The sequence below is a fragment of the Arthrobacter melezitosi genome, from assembly GCF_054511055.1.
The window spans coordinates 182055-196580 of record NZ_JBTNDJ010000002.1; the positions used below are offsets into that span (position 1 = coordinate 182055).

General features: G+C 69.1%; 14 protein-coding genes. 2 read left to right on the forward strand and 12 right to left on the reverse strand.

All coding sequences use genetic code 11. The annotated features are described in order from the left end of the window. Positions 1-73: 73 nt before the first annotated feature. The 9 genes from pafA to ACX80W_RS03625 all read right to left on the reverse strand — a co-directional run bounded on the left by pafA (position 74) and on the right by ACX80W_RS03625 (position 9785). On the reverse strand, positions 74-1435 hold the full coding sequence (gene pafA / locus ACX80W_RS03585; protein WP_459280516.1) for a Pup--protein ligase: 1362 nt from the start codon (positions 1433-1435) through the stop codon (positions 74-76). Further along, complete coding sequence (gene prcA / locus ACX80W_RS03590; RefSeq protein ID WP_459280518.1) at positions 1435-2160, reverse strand: proteasome subunit alpha; 726 nt, start codon at positions 2158-2160, stop codon at positions 1435-1437. The genes pafA and prcA overlap by 1 nt, the downstream gene beginning before the upstream one ends. Positions 2161-2163: 3 nt before the next feature. Continuing rightward, positions 2164-2985, reverse strand: a complete 822-nt coding sequence (gene prcB, locus ACX80W_RS03595) for a proteasome subunit beta (protein ID WP_459280520.1) — start codon at positions 2983-2985, stop codon at positions 2164-2166. An 8-nt stretch (positions 2986-2993) separates the two neighbouring features. Then, positions 2994-3197, reverse strand: a complete 204-nt coding sequence (locus tag ACX80W_RS03600; protein ID WP_459280521.1) for a ubiquitin-like protein Pup — start codon at positions 3195-3197, stop codon at positions 2994-2996. A 33-nt stretch (positions 3198-3230) separates the two neighbouring features. Further along, entirely contained in the window at positions 3231-4799 is a 1569-nt protein-coding gene (gene dop, locus ACX80W_RS03605) for a depupylase/deamidase Dop (protein ID WP_459280862.1), read from the reverse strand. Positions 4800-4873: 74 nt separating this feature from the next. Next, complete coding sequence (gene arc, locus ACX80W_RS03610; protein ID WP_459280523.1) at positions 4874-6637, reverse strand: proteasome ATPase; 1764 nt, start codon at positions 6635-6637, stop codon at positions 4874-4876. Between the two features lie 106 nt (positions 6638-6743). Continuing rightward, positions 6744-7826 carry a tRNA (adenine-N1)-methyltransferase gene (locus ACX80W_RS03615; RefSeq protein WP_459280525.1) on the reverse strand — a complete coding sequence of 361 codons (1083 nt, stop codon included), beginning with the start codon at positions 7824-7826 and terminating at the stop codon, positions 6744-6746. Between the two features lie 43 nt (positions 7827-7869). Continuing rightward, positions 7870-9036, reverse strand: coding sequence for a site-2 protease family protein (locus tag ACX80W_RS03620; RefSeq protein WP_459280527.1), 1167 nt, complete (start codon positions 9034-9036; stop codon positions 7870-7872). Further along, positions 9033-9785, reverse strand: a complete 753-nt coding sequence (locus tag ACX80W_RS03625; protein ID WP_459280529.1) for an HAD family hydrolase — start codon at positions 9783-9785, stop codon at positions 9033-9035. The genes ACX80W_RS03620 and ACX80W_RS03625 overlap by 4 nt, the downstream gene beginning before the upstream one ends. Positions 9786-9891: 106 nt before the next feature. Here ACX80W_RS03625 and ACX80W_RS03630 point away from each other — a divergent pair, with 106 nt between their 5' ends. Next, complete coding sequence (locus ACX80W_RS03630) at positions 9892-10782, forward strand: PAC2 family protein (RefSeq protein WP_459280531.1); 891 nt, start codon at positions 9892-9894, stop codon at positions 10780-10782. An 86-nt stretch (positions 10783-10868) separates the two neighbouring features. On the opposite strand, the gene mshC is transcribed toward ACX80W_RS03630, so the two are convergent. Further along, positions 10869-12143, reverse strand: coding sequence for a cysteine--1-D-myo-inosityl 2-amino-2-deoxy-alpha-D-glucopyranoside ligase (gene mshC / locus ACX80W_RS03635; protein ID WP_459280533.1), 1275 nt, complete (start codon positions 12141-12143; stop codon positions 10869-10871). A gap of 57 nt (positions 12144-12200) precedes the next feature. Then, positions 12201-13025, reverse strand: coding sequence for an undecaprenyl-diphosphate phosphatase (locus ACX80W_RS03640; RefSeq protein WP_459280534.1), 825 nt, complete (start codon positions 13023-13025; stop codon positions 12201-12203). Between the two features lie 50 nt (positions 13026-13075). Here ACX80W_RS03640 and ACX80W_RS03645 point away from each other — a divergent pair, with 50 nt between their 5' ends. Then, positions 13076-14014, forward strand: a complete 939-nt coding sequence (locus ACX80W_RS03645) for an aldo/keto reductase (protein WP_459280536.1) — start codon at positions 13076-13078, stop codon at positions 14012-14014. Here the strand turns inward: ACX80W_RS03645 and ACX80W_RS03650 are convergent. Continuing rightward, positions 14011-14349: a YciI family protein gene (locus ACX80W_RS03650; protein WP_459280538.1), complete on the reverse strand. Its 339-nt coding sequence runs from the start codon at positions 14347-14349 to the stop codon at positions 14011-14013. The two genes, ACX80W_RS03645 and ACX80W_RS03650, sit on opposite strands and share 4 nt — an antisense overlap. Positions 14350-14526 lie beyond the last annotated feature (177 nt).

Here is a 14526-nt window from a genome sequence, read left to right on the forward strand (position 1 = left end):
CACTCCCAAGCCTAACGGTTTCCGGGCGGCGATTTCTCCCCAAGTCCGCCGCGCGCTGAGCTCCCCGGTGTGCCTAGAGGTGCTCGAGGAGCGCCTCGACCCGTTCATCGACGGACTTGAAGGGGTCCTTGCAGAGAATTGTCTGCTGGGCCCTGTCGTTGAGTTTCAGGTGCACCCAGTCCACCGTGTAGTCGCGGTTGGCCTCCTTGGCGCGCCGCACGAATTCGCCGCGAAGCCGGGCCCGGGTGGTCTGCGGCGGCGTGTCGACCGCATCCTTGACGACGACGTCGTCGACGACCCTCAGCGCCTCGCCCCGGGCCTGAAGCAGGAAGAACAGGCCGCGGCTGCGGGAGATGTCGTGATAGGTGAGGTCGAGCTGCGAGACCCGGGCGGAGTCGAGGTCGACGCCGTTGCGTTCCATGTACCGGTCGACCAGCTTCTTCTTGATCGCCCAGTCGACCTCCCTGTCGATGGAGGAGGTGTCCCCGGTGTCGATGGCGTCGAGGGTCCGTGCCCACAGGCCCAGGATCGCCGGAACGTGCGCGTGGTGGGCGCCGTGGGTTTCGACGAAGGCGCTGGCCCGGGCCAGGTACTCCCGCTGCATGTCAAGGGCGGTGATGGAGCGCCCGTTGGCGAGCTTCAGGAGCTGCCGGCCGGAGAGATCGTGGGAGATTTCGCGGATGCTGCGGATCGGGTTCTCGAGGCGGAAGTCGCGCATCAGGGCGCCCGCCTCGACCATGCGCAGGATCAGGTCGACGGAGCCGATCTTGAGGCGGGTCGTCGTCTCGGACATGTTGGAGTCCCCGGCGATGATGTGGAGGCGCCGGAAGAACTCGGCGTCGGCGTGCGGTTCGTCCCGGGTGTTGATGATGGGCCGCGACCGGGTGGTGGCCGAGGAGATCCCCTCCCAGAGGTGGTCGGCGCGCTGGGAGAACGCGTAGAGCGACCCGTTCTGCGTCTTCAGCACCTTTCCTGCGCCCACGAGGAGCTGCCGGGTGACGAGGAACGGGATCAGGATGTCGGCGAGCCGGCCGAATTCGAGTTTCCGCGGGATGAGGTAGTTCTCGTGGCTGCCGTAGGAGTTGCCGGCGGAGTCGGTGTTGTTCTTGAACAGGTAGATATTGCCGTTGTAGCCCTCCTGGCCGAGCTTGCGCTGGGCCTCAACGACGAGGTCCTCGAGGATCAGTTCACCGGCGCGGTCCTGGGCGATCAGCTGCGCCAGGTCGTCGCACTCGGCGGTCGCGTACTCCGGGTGGGAACCGACGTCGAGATAGAGCCGTGAACCGTTGGTGAGGAACACATTGGAGGAGCGCCCCCAGCTGACGACCTTCCGGAACAGATAGCGTGCCACCTCCTCGGGCGAGAGCGGCCTCGAGTTGGGCCCCGAGTAGGAGATGCCGAACTCTGTTTCGATTCCGAAGATACGCCGGTCCATCAGACAGGGCTTTCCCGAGGAGTGAGCATTGAGACAAGATCCGGAATGCCGATCCGCCGGAACGCCCGGTGCGTCCCGCGGGCCACCTCGGGATCCCGGTCGAGCACGGCCACTTCGAGCGATTCCGGCCCAAGCTGCGGCCCGGCACCCGTTGAGCCGTCCTGCCGGAGCGAGTGCACGGCGGCCTGGACGGCCCCCTGGAAGTCGAGGTCCTCCGTGAAGCGGCTGCGCAGCACATCGACGACGGCCTCCGCCGCCCCGCCCATCACCACGAAGCCCTTCTCGTCGGCGATCGAGCCGTCGAACGTGAGGCGGTACAGGTGGTCCGAGCCGGGCTGCTCCCCCACCTCGGCCACGACGAGTTCCACCTCGAACGGCTTGCTCTCGGCGGTGAACACGGCGCCCAGGCTCTGCGCGTACACGCTGGCGAGACCCCGGGCGGTGACGTCCTCGCGGTCGTAGGAGTAGCCCCGGACGTCGGCGTAGCGGATGCCGGCCTGCCGCAGGCTTTCGAACTCGTTGTACTTCCCGACGGCGGCGAAGGCGATGCGGTCGTAGATCTCGCCGAGCTTGTGGAGCGAGGGCGACGGGTTCTCGGCGACCAGCGCGATGCCGTCGCGGCAGCTGAGCACGATGACCGAGCGGCCGCGGCCGATTCCCTTCCGCGCGAAATCGGCGCGGTCCCGCATGAGCTGCTCGGGTGAGACGTAGAACTGCTGGGTCATGGCCTAGGCCTCCCGTCCTGCGATGGAGCGGCCCGCGATGACATCCCGCGCCGTCGTTTCAAGTTCCCGGTCCGGAATCCGTCGCGTTCCGGCGCTGTTGACGGTGAAGACCACGGGCCACAGTTCCCGGACCAGGTCGGGCCCGCCCGTGGCCGAATCGTCGTCCGCGGCGTCGTACAGGGCTTCCACCGCCACGCGCACCGCCGAGGCCTCATCGAGGTTCGGCTTCCACAGCTTCTTCAGCGAACCGCGCGCGAAGGCCGACCCGGAGCCGACGCTGTGGTGCTCCTGCTCCTCGTACCGGCCGCCGGTGACGTCGAAGGAGAAGAGCCGTCCCTCGTGGCGGCTGGTGTCGTAGCCGGCGAACAAGGGCACGACGGCGAGGCCCTGCAGCGCCATGGGCAGGTTCTGCCGGACCATGGCGGCCAGCCGGTTCGCCTTTCCGTCCAGGCTCATGCGGGTGCCTTCGATCTTCTCGTAGTGCTCGAGCTCGACCTGGAAGAGCCGGGTCAGGTCAAGGGCGATACCGGCCGTGCCGGCGATGCCGAGCACCGAGAACATGTCGGCGGGAAAGACCTTCTCAATGTGCCGGCTGGCGATGACGTTGCCCATGGTGGCCCGCCGGTCTCCGGCCATCAGCACCCCGCCGGCGAAGGTCAGCGACACGATGGTCGTCGCATGCGGGGCGAGGGCCGGGCCGGCGCCCTGGGGCGGAAAGTCAACGCGGCTGCGCGAAGCGAGCAGGTCGGGGTGATGGCGCCCCAGATGGTCCGAGAACGACGTCGATGCCGCACGGGCGACCGCGGCTGCTGCTTCCTCCGGCATCATTGCCTTTACTGACCGCCCTTCTGGACGAAGCCCCGGACGAATTCTTCGGCGTTCGATTCAAGCACGCCGTCGATTTCGTCAAGCAGGTCATCCACGCCCTGGGTATCCACGGTATCCGAGGCCGACGCGGGAGCGGCGGGAGGCTCCGTGGGCGCCTCTTCCTGCTCCTCCGTGCGTGTGCCTGTGGCCTTCTGATCCTGTGTTGCCATGATGAGCACCCTTCGGTTTCGGTTCTGCTGCTTCTATGGTGCCACGCGCTGTTCCGGCCCGCTCAACAATCGGGCGAGGAAGTCTTCGGCGTTGGCAGATTCCTCGAAAAGCCGTTCGGTGAGCACGGCGGTGCCGCGCAGCGGCTCCCGCGTCTGCACCCGCTGGAGGCGGTTCTGCGAGGGGATTTCGAAGATGATCGAGTCCCAGCTGGCCCCGACCACCTCCGCGGGGAAATTCGCGATGCACTTGCCGCGGAAGTAGGCGCGGGTGTCCCGGGGCGGCTCCCCCACCGCACGCTCGACCTGCGCCGGGGTGACGAGGAGCTCGACCTCCCCGCGCTGGGCCAGCCGGTGGTAGATCCCCTTGCTGGGGCGCAGGTCGGCGTACTGGAGGTCCACCAGGGCGAGCCGGTGGTTGTCCCAGCCGACCGAGTCGCGGTCACGGTAGGCCTGCAGGATCTTCAGCTTGGCAACCCAGTCGATGGAGGCGGCGGCCTCCATCGGGTTCCGCCGGAGCACCCCGATGAGGGACCCCCACCGGTCCAGGACGTCCTGGGTCTGGGCATCGGCTCCGCCGGCGCACGCCCCGGCGGCCGCGGCGTGGTAGATCTCCTGGAGGTCCAGCGCCGTGACCTGCCTGCCGTCGGCAAGCCGCACCGTGGTCCTCAGCGACGGGTCGTGGCTGATGTCCTGGAGGGCGCGCACCGGCTCCGCCAGTTCGGGCACCGGGCACCGGCCCTGCTCGATCAGGGAAAGCACGAGCGCGGTGGTTCCAAGTTTCAGGTAGTTCGACACCTCATTGAGGTTCGCGTCCCCGATGATCACATGGAGCCTGCGGTACTTCTCCGCCACGGCGTGGGGCTCGTCGCGGGTGTTGATGATGGGCCGGCGCACCGTCGTCTCGAGCCCGATCTCGTTCTCGAAGAAATCGGCCCGCTGGCTGACCTGGAAGCCGGGGCGCTGATGCGTGGCGCCCAGCCCCACCCGGCCGGCCCCGCACAGCACCTGCCGGGAGACGAAGAAGGGAATGAGGGCCGCGGCCAGGCTGCCGAACGGAACGCTGCGCGGCACCAGGTAGTTCTCGTGCGAACCGTAGGAGACGCCCTTGTTGTCGGTGTTGTTCTTATAGAGGTGAACGGGCGAGAAGCCGGGGGTGGCGGCGATGCGTTCCATGGCCGCCAGCGCCACCCGGTCCCCCGCGCGGTCCCAGAGGACGGCGTCGAGGGGGTTGGTGACCTCCGGGCTCGAATACTCGGGGTGCGCGTGGTCGACGTACAGCCGGGCGCCGTTGTTGAGCACCAGGTTCATGAGCACGGCCGTATCCTGCGGGTCGTTGCCGTCGGCCAGCGCCACCTGTTCCGCGGTGAGCACGGGAGGTTCGTCCGTGAGCTGGGAGGGGTGGGCGGAGCCCCGCTCAACGAGCCAGCCGCGGGCATCGGTCAGCGGGGCTTCGTCGGTGTAGTCCCATCGCGTGCCCGCCAGGTTGCCCAGCCCTTCCCGCAGCGTCGCCGCGTAGGCGTTGACGACCTGGGAGGAGAGCATCGTGGGGTTCGCGGCGGGAAGCCCCGGCGCGATGATCCCGTATTCGGTCTCGGTCCCCATGACCCGGTGGACCGACACCGGGCCCGACTGCTCCGGGCCGGGCGTGTCCACCCGGTCCAGCCCTCCGGTTGGAATCATAGATACTGGCCGGTGTTTGCCGCCGTCTCGATGGCCTTGCCCGGTTCCTGGCCGGCCTTGCCCTGGACGATGGTGCGGATGTAGGTGATCCGCTCCCCCTTCTTGCCCGAGATCCGGGCCCAGTCATCGGGATTCGTGGTGTTGGGCATGTCCTCATGCTCGCGGAATTCGTCGACGACCGCACGCATGAAATGTTCGATCCGCAGGCCCTTGCTGCCTTCGAGCAGCAGGTCCTTGATCGCGTATTTCTTGGCCCGGTCCACGACGTTCTGGATGACCGCCCCCGAGTTGAAGTCCTTGAAGTACAGCATCTCGGTGTCGCCGTTGGCGTAGGTCACCTCGAGGTACTCATTCGACTTCTCGGTGGAGTACATCTTCTCGACGGTGCGCCGGATCATCTCCTGGACCGTCACCGCGGCGTTGCCGCCGTGTTCGGCCAGGTCGTCGGCATGCAGGGGCAGGTCCTCGGTGATGTATTTCGCGAAAATCTCGGCGGCGCCCTCGGCGTCCGGGCGGTGGATCTTGATCTTGACATCGAGCCGGCCCGGCCGGAGGATCGCCGGATCGATCATGTCCTCCCGGTTCGAGGCGCCGATCACGATGACGTTCTCGAGCTTCTCCACACCGTCGATCTCACTGAGCAGCTGCGGCACGATAGTGGTTTCGACGTCGGAGGACACCCCGGTGCCGCGGGTCCGGAACAGGGAGTCCATCTCGTCGAAGAACACCACGACGGGGCTGCCGTCCGAGGCCTTCTCCCGCGCCCGGGCGAAGATCAGCCGGATGTGGCGTTCGGTCTCGCCCACATACTTGTCAAGCAGCTCGGGCCCCTTGATGTTGAGGAAGTAGCTGCGGACCTGCTCGGTGCCGGCGCGTTCGGCGGCGCGGGCGGCAAGCGAGCTCGCCACCGCCTTGGCGATCAGCGTCTTACCGCAGCCCGGAGGGCCGTACAGCAGGATGCCCTTGGGCGGCTTCAGCCCGTGTTCGCGGTACAGGTCCGGGTGGAGGAAGGGAAGTTCCACGGCGTCGCGGATCTGCTCGATCTGCGGCCCCAGCCCGCCGATGTCCTCGTAGCCGATGTCCGGAACCTCCTCCAGCACGAGGTTCTCAACCTCGCTGCGGGCCACCTTTTCCAGCCCGAAGCCGGACTTGGTGTCCACCGCGACGGCGTCGCCGACGCGGATGCGCTGGGACTGCAGCGGCCCGCTCAACCGGATGACCCGCTCGTCGTCGGTGCGGCCCACGACGAGCGCGCGGTCCTTGCCGAGGAGCTCCTTCACCGTGACGATCTCCCCGGCCCGCTCGTAGCCGAGGGCGGCGACGATGGTCAGGGACTCGTTGAGGAGCACCTCCTGGCCCGGGGAGAGCTGGCGCACGTTGATCAGCGGGCTCACCGTCACCCGAAGCTTCCGGCCGGACTGCAGGATGTCGGCGGTGTCCTGCACCGTGGCCTGCGTGGTGGTACCCGGCTCGGCGGGCTGCTGGACGTTCACCTGGATCACCGTGGCGAAGCTGAAGGGCGCGGCGCCCTCCTTCTCGAGGGCGGCCTTCAGCCGCACGATCTCGGTCCGCGCCGCCTCCAGCGCGCCGACGAGGCGGGAATTGTTCTGCGTGGCCGTCGCCAACTGCCTGTCGACGTAACGCAGCTTGTCCCGCAGCACGTTGAGCTGACGCTGAACAACTGAGTTCTCTCCTGCTCCAGCGGGCTGGTGCTGGCCGGTCCGGTCCGGATGGGAAGCGTAGTCTTCAGAGTCCGACATATCGTGTCGCCACCTTCACTCGGCATGGAACTATAGATCGACCATAGCGCAGGAGCGGCGGCAAAAGCCCGCATAGTTGCCTAATTGTGGCGGGCGCTCGAACCCCCTATACGGCGGGCCCGGCGTCCCCTTCGGCGAGCCTTTCGGCGTCCCGCCGGGCCTGCGCCTCCTCGGGTGGGAGTGCCCCGCGCTGGATCGTGGAGGCGGCGTCCCGCGCCACCCGGCGCAGCCTCTTGTCGGAAACCTCCCGCTCCCCCACGGCCTGCGGGGTCCAGGCGTTGAGGTCTTCCTCGCTGAAGTCCGTCTTGGACGGCCGCCGCTTCTGCACGAGGCCGGTGGCACCGTCGGCCAGGCGCCGGGCGGTGAGCAGGAAGCCGGTGTGGGCCACCATGCGGTGGTCGGGCCGGACGGCGAGCCCTTCGAGGTGCCAGCCGCGCACCATTGACTCCCATGCCTCCGGCTCGGTGAAGCGGCCGTCGGCGCGGATGGCCTCCGCGGTGCGGGAGAGCTGGGTCACCGTCGCCACATAGTTGATCCAGACGCCGCCCGGGGCCAGGACCGTGGCGACCGCGTCGAGGCACTCCCACGGCGCGAGCATGTCAAGCACCACCCGGTCAACGCTTCCGGGCTCCTCCTCCACGAGCACCTGCTCCTGGAAGTCGCCCAGGGAGACCCGCCAGGCCGGGTGTGGGCCCCCGAAGATCGTTTCCACGTTGCCTTTGGCGATCTCCGCGAACTCCGGCCGGCGCTCGAAGGAGTGGAGGTATCCGGAGTCGCCCACGGCGCGCAGCAGCGAGATGGAGAGCGCCCCGGAACCGACACCGGCCTCCACGACGCGGGCGCCCGGGAAGATGTCGCCCATGGTGACGATCTGCGCGGCGTCCTTGGGGTAGACCACCGCCGCCCCGCGCGGCATGGAGAGCACGAAGTCCGACAGCAGGGGCCGCAGCGTCTGGTACAGCTGGCCCGTGGTGTTGGGCAGCACAGTGCCCTCGGGCTGGCCGATGATGGTGTCGTGCAGCAGGAACCCCTTGTGCGTGTGGAACGCGCCGCCGGGGGTGAGGGTAACAGTGTTCATGCGGCCCTTCTCATCCGTGAGCTGCACCCTCTCGCCCGGCCGGAAGGGGCCCCGTCTGCTCGCTGCGCCGTGCGGCTGGTTCTCGGCAGGGCTGGACGCGGGGTTGTTCATTCAGGGAATCCTTTGGTTGGTGAAGGCGGCGGAGGGCCGGGTTTCAGGCGGGGTCGGGGGTGCGTTTGCCGGTGAGGGCGTCGATGACGGCCAGCCGGTGGAGGACCCCGGTCACGGTGCCGTGGGCGTCGGTGACGGGGTATTCGAAGCCGTCCGATGAACCCAGGAGGTTCAGCAGCTCCTGCCCGGCGGCGGTCTCGGCGACGCCGGCCGTCGAGGCGAGGGGCCGGACCGCGGTGCTGGCCCGGGTCGTTGCGGCGGCCTCGTCGGGAACATCGGCGAGGGCGCCGAAGTCGACGACGAACTGCGGCCGCCCGTCGGGGTCAAGGAGCACCACGGCGAGCTCGGGCTGCCCGGCGGCCAGCTGGCGGAGGTCGTGCACGGTGCTGCCGGCCGGCAGGCCGACGGCGGGCTGCTTGAGTCGGCCGGCGGTCAGGCCGGGGATCCGAAGCCGGACCCGTCCTGCCCGGATCGCCTCGCCGGCGCCGGACCACATGAAGGAGGCGACCAGGACGCTGATGACCACGGCGGTGATCTGGGGGGCACGGCCGGAGGCCAGCGGCAACCCGAGCACCAGGCCGATGAACAGCAGCACGATGATCCGTCCCGCCCAGCCCGCCGCGATGGTGCCGCGGTCCTGGCTTCCGGTGGCCTTCCAGACGGCGGACTCGACGATCCTGCCCCCATCGAGGGGCAGCCCGGGGAGCACGTTGAACACGGCGAGGATCAGGTTGGCCCAGAAGAGCGTATTCGCGAGGAGGTCGACGACGGTGCCGGGCTCCGAGGCGAGGATGATCCCCCAGCTCAGCAGCGCCAGGAGGAAGTTCGATGCGGGCCCGGCCAGGGCGACGGCGAGGGACCGGCCCGGGGTGGAGCTGAAGGAGTCGAACTGGGTGTGGCCGCCCCAGAGGTTGAGCACGATGCGGCGGGTGGGCCAGCCGAAGGCGCGTGCCGAGAGCGCGTGGGCGAATTCGTGGATGAGCACGGACAACGCAAGGAGCAGGGCATAGCCAAGAGCGACGGCGTACGCGCCGATCCCGATGCCGGGGAAGTTTGCTTCGACCCTCGGCCCGAAGAAGACGGCGATGATCGCCGTCACCAGGAACCAGGGCCAGGTGAGGATGACCGGAATGCCCGCGATCCGGCCCAGGGAGACTCCCAGCCGGCGTTCGCGGGGACCGGTGCCAGGGACGGCGGCCGGTCCGCTCATCGCTCCGGGCCGCGCCGTGCGGCAGCGTCCCGCACCACGCCGTTCAGGTCCTCGACGGTCCTGTCCTGAAGGGTTGTCCAGTCGGTCCGGGCGGGGTCGGCGGGCAGGGGGACGAAGTGGGGAACGGCGAGGGTCACCACGCCGGCGGCAATCGCCGAGGTCACCCCGGGCAGCGAGTCCTCGATGGCGACCACGCGCGCCGCGGAGAGGCCGGGGCGGTCCTGGGCGAGCCGGTCGAAGGCGGTGCGGTAGGCCTCGGGGTCGGGCTTCCCGCGTTCCACCATGTCTCCGGTGACGAGGAACTCGAAGGTCCCCTCGGGCAGCTGGGCCGCGATCTCCGAGGCCAGGAGGCGTTCCGACATGGTCACCATGGCGCAGGGAATCCCTGCCGTCCGAAGCTCCTCAAGGAGCTCCCGGGCGCCGGGACGCCACGGCACCTCGATGCGAACCTTCGCAACCACCTCGGCGATGAGGCGGTCGATGATCTCCCGCTCGGTGAGGCGCACCCCGGCGTCCTGCAGCAGCCGGGCCGAAAACGTCAGCGCCTGCCCGACCAGGGCACTCGCCTGGCCATCGGACCAGGATCCGCCGTGGTCCTTCACCAGCTGGGTTTCGGCTTCGATCCAGTAGGGCTCGGTGTCCACGATCGTGCCGTCCATGTCCCACAGGACCGCCTGAACTCCGTCACCGGAGAGGCTGGCCCCTGCCGATTTCGTGCTGGACGGGGTACGGAGAGCGCGGGTTGCCATGGTCCAAGTCTACGGTGGCCCGGCGCGGCTCCCGGCCGCCTCCGCTTTACGCGAAGCGCCCCACCGGTGACTGACAGGGCCGCGGGGTCAGGTTTAGGGTGAAGAAGTGAACTCCTTCGACGACAGCCAGCCGCGCGGTGTCCGCGACCTCTTCCGGGACGCCTCGGATCCGGACCGGCGGGTCACCATCATGCTCGCTGCCTTCGAGGGCTGGAACGACGCCGGCGAGGCGGCGAGTGATGCGCTCCGGTTCGTCGGGCGTTACCTGGGCAGTGAAAAGATCTCGACGATCGACGCCGATGAGTTCTACGACTTCCAGTTCACCCGCCCCCTGATCAAACGGAACGCGGCGGGCCAGCGGCGGATCAAGTGGCCCACGACGAAGATCAGCAAGGCCTCCGTTCCGAATTCGAACATCGACCTGATCCTCGTGCACGGCGTCGAGCCGTCCTACAAGTGGCGGGCCTACACCGCGGAGCTTGTCGCCTCAGCGAAGGAACTCAAGGTGGACTGCATGGTCCTCGTCGGGGCGCTGCTGGCGGACGTGCCCCATTCGCGTCCGATCCCCGTCACAGTGACCTCCGACGACGACCTCGTGCGCGACAGCCTCGACGTCGAACCGTCAACCTACGAGGGTCCCATCGGCATCGTCGGGGTGCTCGCCGAGGTGGGGCTCCTCGCCGACATCCCCACCCTGTCCCTCTGGGCGGCCGTGCCCCACTATGTGGGCCAGTCCCCCTCCCCGAAGGCGCAGCTGGCGCTGCTGAACCGGCTCGAGGAGCTGCTCCAGGTCAGCCTTGAGACGCAGCTGCTCAGCGAGGAGTCGGAGGCGTGGGAGCGCGGCGTCGACGAACTGGCCACGGAGGATCCCGAGGTGGCCGCCTATGTGCGCCAGCTCGAGGAAGCCAAGGACACCGTGGACCTGCCCGAGGCCAGCGGTGAGTCGATCGCCCGCGAGTTCGAGCGGTACCTCAAGAAGCGCCGGCGCGAGCAGTAACCCCGGCGCCGGGCACCCCCTGCGGTACCCGGCGAACCTCCCCGGTCAGGCCGGGCAGGTTCGTCACCTCCCTGCGGGCGGACGGCTCAGAGGCGGATGCCCAGCAGCGCGTCCAAGACGGCCGTAACCTGCGCGGCGCCCTCAGGGGTGCCCCCGCGCCCGGCCGACGCCTCGGCCCAGCGGTCCACGGCGGCGACCGCGGCGGGGGCGTCCAGGTCCCGGGCCAGTGCGGCGCGGATCTCGGACCGCAGGGCGGCAACCGATTCGGCGTCCGCGTGCGGCAGCGCGGCACGCCACGCCTCCAGCTGGGCCGTCGCCCGGGCGAGGACCTCGCCGGTCCAGGACCAGTTGCTGCGGTAGTGGTGGTTGAGGATGGCCAGCCGGATCGCCGCCGGCTCCACCCCTTCCCTGCGGAGGGTGGAGACGAGGACAAGGTTGCCCTTGGACTTGCTCATCTTCTCGCCCTCGAACCCGACCATCCCGGCGTGGGCGTAGTGCCGGGCCAGGTCGGTGCCGCTGCCGGCCATCGCATGGCCGGCGCTCATCTCGTGGTGCGGGAATACCAGGTCGCTGCCGCCGCCCTGCACCGTGAGGGGTGAGGGCAGGAAGCGCTGGGCGATGACCGAACATTCGATGTGCCAGCCCGGGCGTCCCTCACCGAGGGACGCGCCGTCCCAGCGCGGTTCACCCTCGCGGGCGACCCGCCACAGCAGCGGGTCGAGCCGGTGCTTCTTTCCAGGGCGGTCCGGATCGCCGCCGCGCTCGGCGAAGAGTTCGATCATTTCTTCCTCGGGAAGGCGCGAGACGAGCCCGAGGGCCCAGCGGGACGGTTCGGTGGGTGCCGAGGCGGAAGCGGCCTCGACCGAGAAGTAGACGTCGCCGTCCGGTTCGCCGCCCGTTCCGGGCACGCGGTAGGCCAGGCCATCCGCCAGCAGCGACTCGATGACCGGGACGATCCACTCGATCGATTCGACGGCGCCGACGTAGGAATCGGGCGGGAGGACGTTCAGGGCCTCCATGTCGGTGCGGAAGAGGTCGATCTGGTCGGCGGCGAGCTGCTGCCAGTCGACGCCGGTGGCTGCGGCCCGCTCAAGGAGCGGGTCGTCGATGTCGGTGACGTTCTGGACGTAGTGGACGCGCGCGCCGGTGTCGCGCCAGGTGCGGTTGAGCAGGTCGAAGGCGACATAGGTCGCCGCATGCCCGAGGTGGGTTGCGTCATACGGGGTGATGCCGCAGACGTAGAGGCTCGGGTCCTCCTCCGCGGCTAGTTCGACGACCCGGCCCTGCGGCGTGTCGTACAGTGCGACGCCGGACTGGCGGCCGGGGAGGGTCGGGACAGGGCTGGAGTTCCACGCAATCACACCTTCTACCTTACGGTCTTGGCGGGCCCCTTCGGGCCGGTGCGGGGTGCCGGGGGCTTAGGCGCTGATCACACCGAAGCCCAGCAGCACATACAGGGCCATGCCGAGCAGGATGCGGTACCACACGAACACGCTGTAGCTGCGGGTGGAGACGAATTTCAGGAACCAGCCGATGATGGCGAAGCCGACGACGAAGGCGATGACGGTTGCCACGGCCGTCTCGCCGGCGCCGTAGGGCCCGGCGGTGTCCAGGCTCTTCACGAGCTGGAAGATCCCGCTGCCGAACACCGCAGGGATGGCCAGCAGGAAGGAGTACCGGGCGGCGGCCTCCCTGGTGTAACCCATCAGCAGGCCGGCGGTGATGGTGCCGCCGGAGCGGGACACGCCGGGGATGAGGGCGAGGGCCTGGGCGAACCCGTAAAGGATGCCGTGGCGGTAGGTGAGCCGGTCCAGGGTGCGGCCCTGCCTGCCCACCGCGTCGGCAACAGCCAGGAACAGGCCGAAGACGACGAGCATCGTGGCCACGAGCCACATGCTGCGGAAGGTCGATTCGATCTGGTCCTGGAACAGCAGGCCGAGAACCACGATCGGGAGGCTGCCCAGGATGACCAGCCACCCCATCCGCGCGTCGGGGTCCTGGCGGCTAACCTTCCCCCGGAGCGAGCCGAACCAGGCGCGGATGATGCGGACGATGTCGCGCCAGAAGAACACGACAACCGCCGTTTCGGTGCCGAGCTGCGTGATGGCGGTGAAGGCCGCCCCCGGGTCCTGGGCGTTGGGCAGCAACTCGCCGGCGATGCGGAGGTGTGCGCTCGAGGAGATGGGCAGGAACTCCGTCAGTCCCTGAATAAGGCCCAGGATGGCAGCTTCGATCCAATTCACATGTTAAGACCCTAGAGCAATCTTTGACCGCGAGGCTCTAGGCTGGCCCTATGCAACGGCGAAACGTGGGGACGAGCGGCCTTGCCGTGTCGGTACTGGGGCTTGGCACAATGACCTGGGGGCAGGACGTCGATGACGAGGCAGCGCGCGAGCAGCTCCGCATTTTCGCCGACGCCGGCGGCACCCTGGTGGAGACCGCCGGACGGTACGGGGAGGGGCGCGCCGAAGCGATGCTGGGCGGATTCATCGGCGACACGGTGGCCCGGTCCGAACTGGTGCTGGCCGTCCAGGCGGGCGCCGTGCGCGCCGGAACCCACCGCTTGGATGGGTCCCGGCGGGGACTGCTCGACTCACTCGATGCGTCGTTGTCCCGGCTGGGCACCGACCACGTCGACCTGTGGCTTGCGCCGGGCCCGGATCCGCTGGTTCCCCTGTCGGAGACCCTCAGTGCGCTCGAGGTGGCCTACACCTCGGGCCGGGCACGCTATGTCGGCGTGTCGAATTACGCCGGCTGGGAATTCGCGCGGGCCGCCGCGACCGCGGGCTTTCCGCTCGTCGCCAATGAAATCGAATATTCGCTGCTGAACCGGGGGGCCGAGCGCGGAGCGGTTCCCGCCGCGGCCGCCATGGGCGCGGGCGTGCTCGCCTGGGCACCCCTCGGGCGGGGAGTCCTGACCGGCAAGTACCGGACCGCCACCCCTGCCGACTCACGCCTCGCTTCGGATCTGTGGGCCCCGTACGTGGAGACCTACCTCGAAGGACGGCCCCTGCGTGTCGTGGACGCCCTCTGCACCGCCTCGAGGGGACTCGACCTGCAGCCGCACGACCTTGCCCTGCGGTGGCTGCTGGGCCGCCCGGCAGTCGCCGCCGCCGTCGTGGGCGCCCGGACTCCGCATCAGCTCAAGGAGATCCTGCAGACGACGCCCGAGCCGATCGCCGGCCAGATCGCCGAGGCCCTCGACGAGGTGTCGGCGGCCCTGGCCTTCTAGCTCGCCGGGTCGTACCCGAATTCGCGGAGCTCCTGGGAGCATCGGCAGGCAGCCGCGATCTTCCCCGCCCACTCGACCGCATCCCCGCGCGTCGGCAGCTCGAGCACGGTGAACCCGCCTGTGAGGTTGCTGCCCGGATAAATCCGGGTGTCCACCGATCCGTCGGCGGAGACCAGCACGGGAGCGACCTCCTCCTGGATCCCGCCGCCGAAGACGTAGACGCCGGCGGCCTTCGCCTCCTCGATCACGGCGTGCGAGTCCGCGACGACGGTGGGGAACTCCTCCTCGGTGAGCACCATGGCGTGGCTGGGAAAGGAGACGAGGTATTTGGTCATGCCCCGATAGTGCCCGCGAACGTGCCGGACGGCAATGGGTGGCGATGCTTCAAGGCGTCCGGCCCCACGGGTGTGGTGCCGGCGGTTCAGGGACCGGCGGTCTGGGCGGCGGCGGCTGGTGTCGCCGACGGGTTAGAGGCCGGCGGCTGGTGTCGCCGACGGCAGGCTGCCAACGCC

What these genes read in the sequence shown, in the direction of transcription:
- prcB (WP_459280520.1), bottom strand. Translation starts at nt 2,985, where the DNA reads ATGCCGGAGGAAGCAGCAGCCGCGGTCGCCCGTGCGGCATCGACGTCG.
- ACX80W_RS03615 (WP_459280525.1), bottom strand. Translation starts at nt 7,826, where the DNA reads ATGAACAACCCCGCGTCCAGCCCTGCCGAGAACCAGCCGCACGGCGCA.
- ACX80W_RS03600 (WP_459280521.1), bottom strand. Translation starts at nt 3,197, where the DNA reads ATGGCAACACAGGATCAGAAGGCCACAGGCACACGCACGGAGGAGCAG.
- ACX80W_RS03650 (WP_459280538.1), bottom strand. Translation starts at nt 14,349, where the DNA reads ATGACCAAATACCTCGTCTCCTTTCCCAGCCACGCCATGGTGCTCACC.
- pafA (WP_459280516.1), bottom strand. Translation starts at nt 1,435, where the DNA reads ATGGACCGGCGTATCTTCGGAATCGAAACAGAGTTCGGCATCTCCTAC.
- ACX80W_RS03625 (WP_459280529.1), bottom strand. Translation starts at nt 9,785, where the DNA reads ATGGCAACCCGCGCTCTCCGTACCCCGTCCAGCACGAAATCGGCAGGG.
- arc (WP_459280523.1), bottom strand. Translation starts at nt 6,637, where the DNA reads ATGTCGGACTCTGAAGACTACGCTTCCCATCCGGACCGGACCGGCCAG.
- ACX80W_RS03620 (WP_459280527.1), bottom strand. Translation starts at nt 9,036, where the DNA reads ATGAGCGGACCGGCCGCCGTCCCTGGCACCGGTCCCCGCGAACGCCGG.
- prcA (WP_459280518.1), bottom strand. Translation starts at nt 2,160, where the DNA reads ATGACCCAGCAGTTCTACGTCTCACCCGAGCAGCTCATGCGGGACCGC.
- ACX80W_RS03645 (WP_459280536.1), top strand. Translation starts at nt 13,076, where the DNA reads ATGCAACGGCGAAACGTGGGGACGAGCGGCCTTGCCGTGTCGGTACTG.
- dop (WP_459280862.1), bottom strand. Translation starts at nt 4,799, where the DNA reads ATGGGGACCGAGACCGAATACGGGATCATCGCGCCGGGGCTTCCCGCC.